This is a genomic window from Coleofasciculus sp. (assembly GCF_046539235.1).
GTDB lineage: Bacteria > Cyanobacteriota > Cyanobacteriia > Cyanobacteriales > Coleofasciculaceae > Coleofasciculus.
The window spans coordinates 22,001-28,168 of the sequence record NZ_JBKHHI010000024.1; the positions used below are offsets into that span (position 1 = coordinate 22,001).

Here is a 6,168-nt window from a genome sequence, read left to right on the forward strand (position 1 = left end):
ATGCTAAAACTGCTGTCTAACCAGGGTTTAGCGCCTCTTACCGTAAAACCTGTTGCTCCTCTGATGTGGGAGTGACCAGGGAGGCTGATGTCTCCGAATCATCAGACTCGTTAGCGATAGCTGGTGGTACAGACGACATTCCGGGGTTGTCTAGTTCAGCATTATTTCTGAGATGCTCTAGGGTTTCGATAAAATCGCAAATGCCCTGAAACTTCCGATAAACTGAGGCAAACCGGACATAAGCTACTTCACTCTCTTGTCGGAGGTAGCGCAGGACTAACTCACCCACTTCATCACTGGTAACCTCCCGCCCATAGTGCTGCTGAACTTCAGCTTCAATTTCATCGACTATCGCTTCTAGGCGTCGTTGGGAAACTCCTGTTTTCTCACAAGCCCGCACCATTCCCCGTAATAACTTAGAACGGTCGAAGGATTCTCGCTTACCATCCCGCTTCAGGACAGTAATCGGCACAAATTCAATCCGTTCATAAGTCGTGAAGCGATGTTTACAAAGCAAACACTCCCGACGACGCCGAACACTTTGTCCTGCTTCGGTTGAACGAGACTCCAAAACGCGGCTGTCGGTGTGCTGACAATAGGGGCATCGCATAATAGCAAGTCTTTTCCGACTAGTTAAATACAGAAAATTTAGCCGATCCGAGTCTATCTAATCTCCTCCTGCTCGAATCCCTGTCGGCAAAAGTAATCAGATAGACTCATGTCGGCTCAGGGTATCCTAGAGAGCTGATCCAATTCACGATCAATCATAATCATCAGGAAGACGATGACGCTCTCCAGGAGAGAAGACAGCGCCATCGGGATCTACTTTTGAATCCGAGGCGGTTCCCGGAACGCGATCGCAAAAAACAGAACGCCTAGAGCGCCAATCAAAACAAAGATATAAATGAGGCTTTCCATGTCACAACTTACCCAATTATCTGCTGTACTACCAGTTTACCTTGCTCAGTCAACCACAATAGCGAAATAGGCAAAAGAAAAATTAATTTTTCTTTTGCCCTCCATGATTATGGTAGAGACGTAGCATGCTACGTCTCTACGATTAAACGGCTTCTTTTTTCCGAGTGGTCTTATCACCCACTTTCTGGAACAGACCGAATTCGACTTGTTCGTCTAGGTCAGGATCAACCCCAGCAAATACATCTCGGAACAGAGTCCGGGAACCATGCCAGATATGACCAAAGAAGAACAACAGAGCAAATACTGCATGACCAAACGTGAACCAACCCCGTGGACTGGTACGGAATACCCCGTCGGAGTTTAAGGTTTCACGATCAAATTCAAACGGTTCACCCAGTTGAGCTTTACGGGCATACTGCTTAACAACAGCGGGCTCTTCAATAGTTTTACCATCCAAAAGACCGCCGTAGAATGTTGCTGTAACACCAGTTTGCTCAAAGCTATATTTCGACTCAGCCCGTCGGAAGGGGATGTCCGCCCGAACGACACCATTGGCGTCAGTCAAGACAACGGGGAAGGTTTCAAAGAAGTTGGGCATACGGCGCACCGTCAATTGCCGACCTTCGCCATCAGTAAATACTGGATGACCTAACCAAGCTTCAGCAATACCATCACCCTTGTCCATCGGACCGGTGCGGAACAAACCGCCCTTAGCCGGAGAGTTGCCAATATAGTCGTAGAACGCCAGCTTCTCCGGAATCTGATTCCACGCCTCTGAAGGGCTGGCTCCGTCTGCCATCGCCATTTCCACACGGCGATCAATTTCTTCCTGGAAATAGCCTTGATCCCATTGGTAACGGGTTGGACCAAACAGTTCAATCGGCGTAGCCGCAGAACCGTACCACATCGTACCCGCCACCACGAACGCGGCAAAGAATACAGCGGCAATACTGCTAGAGAGTACTGTTTCGATATTCCCCATCCGCAGCGCTTTAAACAGTCGCTCTGGGGGTCGAACCGTCAAGTGGAAAAGTCCAGCAATAATTCCGACAATCCCCGCAGCGATATGATGAGCAACGATACCGCCTGGGTTAAAGGGGTTAAATCCTTCTGGTCCCCAGGATGGGGCTACAGGTTGAACACTACCTGTTAGACCATAGGGATCAGACACCCACATTCCTGGACCAAAAAGTCCAGTTAGGTGAAACGCACCAAAGCCAAAGCAGAGAAGACCAGACAAGAACAGGTGAATGCCAAACATTTTTGGCAAATCCAGCGCCGGTTCGCCCGTGCGAGGATCTCTAAACAGTTCTAAATCCCAGTAAACCCAATGCCAGCAGGCGGCTAAGAACAACAGACCTGCCAGAACAATGTGAGCAGCGGCAACGCCTTCAAATGACCAAAAACCGACATCTGTCGCCGTTTCGCCACTAATACTCCAACCCCGCCAGGAGTCAGTCACCCCTAAACGCGCCATGAACGGCATCACGAACATCCCTTGACGCCACATGGGGTTGAGGACTGGATCACTCGGATCAAATGTGGCTAGTTCGTATAGAGCCATCGAACCAGCCCAGCCTGCCACAAGGGCAGTGTGCATCAAATGCACAGCAATCAGACGCCCTGGATCATTCAGGACGACTGTATGTACTCGATACCACGGTAGTCCCATTGACTACGCTCCTCCTAGAGATAGAGTTTCTACTTTGACGCTTCTTTTGCTAAAGAGATTAGAAATTGATCTTACCCGCCTAAAAGCTTTAACTGATTACCTTTTCCGGTTATCCTTCATGTTCCAAACAGCTAGGCGGGTTAGTCTTGACTTTAAAGAAGTGTAACTTTTGTTAGAAACGATTGCAAGCACAGAGAACGTTTTGACCAAATCTGCTTGCTCAACCCTAACGTAGAGACGTAGCATGCTACGTCTCTACACCTCCCTCATCATCCATCGCCCGTTTCTGAGCAGAGATTCAAAACACTTGGCGCGGTGGTTAATCGCTCAATCACTTGTTCCGCACTCATCAAGCGTTTGAGGACAACTTGACCAATAGTTTTTGCGGATTGGGGTGAAGCATCCGGTGTCGGTTTAACTTCTACCATCAATACCGCATCCTCAACCCGATATAGCCATAACTTTTCCCCCTGTTCCAGGATGCAAAGGTTGAGGCGGATGATTTCGGGTTCCCGTCGCCAAGCATTGACATTCCAAAGCCCTCCAAACTCCCAAACTCGTCCCACAGTCCAGCCATCGGATAGAAAAAAGTACTTTACAGACATTTGTATGACATTACAGTATAGAATTTGTGTTCTAGTGCATCATGGCAAAAGTTTTTTTGTTTCAGTCTGTATTGATGATAGGGGAGATGAGTGAGATGGGGCAGATGAGGCAGATAAGGGAGTTTCAGACGTAGTAGGCTACGTCCGGAACTAAAACTTTACCATTTTCAAGCAGAAGCAAACCAGAGTAGCTTGGAGGCTGGGCAGTGAGTCTGGGTAAATGGATTGGCATACTTGTCTTTGTTGTTTCACTATTTGTTTTGTGGCAAATTCGGCAAATGTTGATGCTTATATATGCCGCAATTGTGATATCCAATGCCTTAAATATTCTGGTAGAACGATTCCAGCGTTCTGGAATACCACGATTTTTTGCGGTTCTGCTGTCGCTTTTCCTGCTACTATGTGTCTTGGTTGGATTTTACTTCCTCATCGTACCTCCTTTTGCCGAACAATTCTTACAACTGGTTGAGTTGGTTTCCCTGGGTATTGAACAGTTAATCGAGTGGGTAGAAGCATTAGAAGCAGATATTTCATCGGAATTGCTCGATCAGTACATCCCAGATATTAACCAGTTGCTGCAACAGCTTCCCCCCTTAATTAATCGGGTTTTGGGGGGTGGATTCATGTTTTTCAATAATGCTTTGGTTGTCCTCCTGAATAGTTTACTTGTTCTAGTATTAACATTAATGCTCCTTGCCGATCCTCACCCTTACCGGAAAAGCTTTGTTCGCCTTTTTCCGTCATTCTATCGACGTCGAGTTGATCAGATTTTGCAGCGGTGTAATGAATCTTTACGAGGATGGCTAGTCGGTATTCTGTTTAATATGGCAGTCATTTCGTTGTTGAGCTTTTTCGGCTTACTGCTATTGGGAATTCCCCTGGCATTGGCACAAGCCACGTTAGCGGGAATTTTAACATTTATTCCCAATCTTGGACCAGTTGTGAGTGTGATCCCACCCATTGCGATCGCGCTGCTAGATTCGCCCTGGAAAGCCATTGCTGTATTGATTCTATATATTGTAATTCAGCAGGTTGAAAGTAATTTACTCACACCTTTAGTTATGGCGCAACAGGTATCCCTGCTACCCGCTATAACCTTACTCGCCCAGTTATTTTTCGTCACCTTCTTTGGATTTTTAGGATTATTATTAGCCCTTCCCCTAACAGTAGTAGCTCAGGTTTGGCTCAAGGAGGTTCTGGTTAACGATATTCTTGACCAATGGCATCATCCGAGTCAAAAGGATGCTCAACCTGTGGCAACAACGTTTGCTGTCTCTCCCACTGCTGCTATGGTAAGGGATGAGGAAGATAAGGGAGATGGGGGAGATGGGGAAGCTGGGGAAGCTGGGGAAGCAAATGACAAATGACCAATGACAAATGACCAATGACGAATAACAACTTTTTATCGTGCGAACCTTAGCTGACATCAATGACAAAATTTACCATCGTCGTGCCGTTGTCTGGACCGTCGAGGAATTAAAAGCGCGAGTCGCCGATATCGGTGTCAAGCAGGCGGCTAAGAACGTCGATGTGATTACCACAGGTACATTTGAGCCAATGGAGTCCTCGGGCGCGATTATTAATTTAGGTCACACAGACCCCCCGATTAAGATTCGTAAATGCTGGTTAGATGGTGTACCTGCTTATGCTGGCTTTGGTGCGGTGGATTTGTATTTAGGCGCGACTCAAGTTGTAGACTCTACCGATATGGGAGATCTGCCAGAGGTTGAGGAATCTAGAGAACGGGGTGGTTCTCATGTCATTGAAGACTTGATTGCCGGTAAACCCGTGCAGTTACGAGCGATTGGACAGATGACTGACTGTTATCCTAGAGCCTCTTGTGATACGACGATTACTCGCGAAACGATTAACCAGTTCTATCTCTATAATCCGCGCAATCTTTATCAGAATTTTATCGTCGGCGTCAATGGGGGCGATCGCCTCTTGTACACTTATCTTGGTCCGCTCCAGCCCAGATTAGGCAATGCAGTCTACTCCAATCCTGGAGCAATTTCCCCGCTACTCAATGATCCCGAACTCAAGCTGATTGGGATTGGTACGCAAATTTTCTTGGGTGGGGGTATTGGTTACATTGCTTGGGAAGGGACTCAACATTTTCCCCTCCAGAAACGCCTTCCCAATCATACCCCCATTGGTCCAGCCGCTACATTAGCGTTAATTGGAGATGCCAAGCAGATGAATCCCAAGTGGGTACGGGGTTGCTACTTTAAAAATTATGGTCCGTCTCTGATGTTGGGCGTTGGTGTACCCTTACCTGTCTTGAGTGAAGAGGTGGTTCAGCATTGTGCTGTATCGGATCAGGATGTTGTCGCCCCAGTGGTTGATTTCTCGATTCCCCGTCGCGTTCGTCCCACCTTCGGATTAGTCAGCTATGCCCAGCTGAAGCAGGGGCGGATTACTATTGACGGCAACTCTGTGCGGACAGCACCTTTGGCAAGTGTATTTCGTTCACGGCAAGTTGCTTTGGAATTAAAGCAATGGATTGAACGGGGCGAATTTACGCTCACCGAACCCGTGGCATCCATTCCCATGGATCGTTCCTTTCTGCCTCAGGATAGCTGGGGTTCTCAACTTACTATAGAGTAAACTAATCCCACAACTTTAGGTCGTGGGATTAGCAGTCATCTGTCATCTGTCATTTGTCCTTTGTTATATTAACACTTTATTGTTAACTTGACCGCGAAACAAATAAGAGCAAAGCAAATTGGGGTACTTCACAGATAAAGGACGGGAGAACGGAAGCCCCCGTACTTCAGTCGGGGGATGAAGTTCGACACGGACCCATTTATTCGCCTTCGTTTATTAGCTGATAAACATACTCCCTTAGTCGTCCTTGCCAGTTGGGGACGGCTTTAAGCTGCGCTTTTTGCCCCTCGTAGCCTTTGAAACGCCCAGCACTGAATTAACAGTGCCTAAAAGGAGAAAACACGACACCCGCAAGGGTAAACGTCG

At 47.4% G+C, this 6,168-nt stretch carries 6 protein-coding genes; 2 read left to right on the forward strand and 4 right to left on the reverse strand.

All coding sequences use genetic code 11. The features are described 5' to 3' along the window. Positions 1 to 37: 37 nt before the first annotated feature. The 4 genes from nrdR to ACLFWI_RS04285 form a co-directional block, all read right to left on the reverse strand. On the reverse strand, positions 38 to 610 hold the full coding sequence (gene nrdR, locus ACLFWI_RS04270) for a transcriptional regulator NrdR (protein ID WP_446411892.1): 573 nt from the start codon (positions 608 to 610) through the stop codon (positions 38 to 40). 212 nt (positions 611 to 822) lie between these two features. Continuing rightward, a complete protein-coding gene (locus ACLFWI_RS04275) occupies positions 823 to 918 on the reverse strand; it encodes a photosystem II reaction center protein T (protein ID WP_446406401.1) in 96 nt (31 codons plus the stop codon). Between the two features lie 142 nt (positions 919 to 1,060). Next, positions 1,061 to 2,590, reverse strand: a complete 1,530-nt coding sequence (gene psbB / locus ACLFWI_RS04280; RefSeq protein ID WP_446411893.1) for a photosystem II chlorophyll-binding protein CP47 — start codon at positions 2,588 to 2,590, stop codon at positions 1,061 to 1,063. A 269-nt stretch (positions 2,591 to 2,859) separates the two neighbouring features. After that, entirely contained in the window at positions 2,860 to 3,195 is a 336-nt protein-coding gene (locus ACLFWI_RS04285) for a hypothetical protein (protein WP_446411894.1), read from the reverse strand. A gap of 206 nt (positions 3,196 to 3,401) precedes the next feature. Between ACLFWI_RS04285 and ACLFWI_RS04290 the strand changes: the two genes are divergently transcribed. Then, entirely contained in the window at positions 3,402 to 4,562 is a 1,161-nt protein-coding gene (locus ACLFWI_RS04290) for an AI-2E family transporter (protein WP_446411895.1), read from the forward strand. Positions 4,563 to 4,602: 40 nt separating this feature from the next. Next, positions 4,603 to 5,802 carry a homocysteine biosynthesis protein gene (locus tag ACLFWI_RS04295; protein WP_446406397.1) on the forward strand — a complete coding sequence of 400 codons (1,200 nt, stop codon included), beginning with the start codon at positions 4,603 to 4,605 and terminating at the stop codon, positions 5,800 to 5,802. The last annotated feature ends 366 nt before the right edge of the window (positions 5,803 to 6,168 follow it).